Source organism: Nocardiopsis halotolerans DSM 44410, assembly GCF_000341065.1.
Lineage (GTDB): Bacteria > Actinomycetota > Actinomycetes > Streptosporangiales > Streptosporangiaceae > Nocardiopsis > Nocardiopsis halotolerans.
On sequence record NZ_ANAX01000393.1, the window covers coordinates 1 to 493 of the forward strand.

A 493-nucleotide genomic window follows, 5' to 3' on the forward strand; every position below is an offset into this window, starting at 1 on the left:
GGCGCCCGAAAAAGGCCACCGGGAAAGGGTGACCGGAAAGCGTGCCCGGGATGTGCTGTTGTCGTTGGTGCTGCTTTTCGCAGGAGCGGCCTACCGCCCGCGAACCTCAGGCGTTGGTCGGCCTCCGGTGGCCGCTCGTGCCGTTGGTGCCGCTTTTCGTTGGGTGCTCAACCCTCGCCAAGCCCCAACCGTTCCCCGACCGCCCGCACCACTTCGCGGCAGCTGGTGCGCTTTCGTTGCCGCCAACAGCCCCCAACAAGAATGGCGTAGGGAGGAGTCCTGAGGATGGCTCCCCCTGCCCCTCGATGATGTACTCCGCTCTCCGGAGCCTTTCCAGATGGCTCCAAGCATTTCCAGACGGCCCCACTAAAATTCAGAATTCCTGATTTCCAGGTCCCTGAGAGGTTGTGGGCATGCCAAAGCGCGCAGGGGTGGGATCCCCCCTATTTCCAGGAAACCATCACGGCCCCACCCCGGGACAGCCCCAACCACC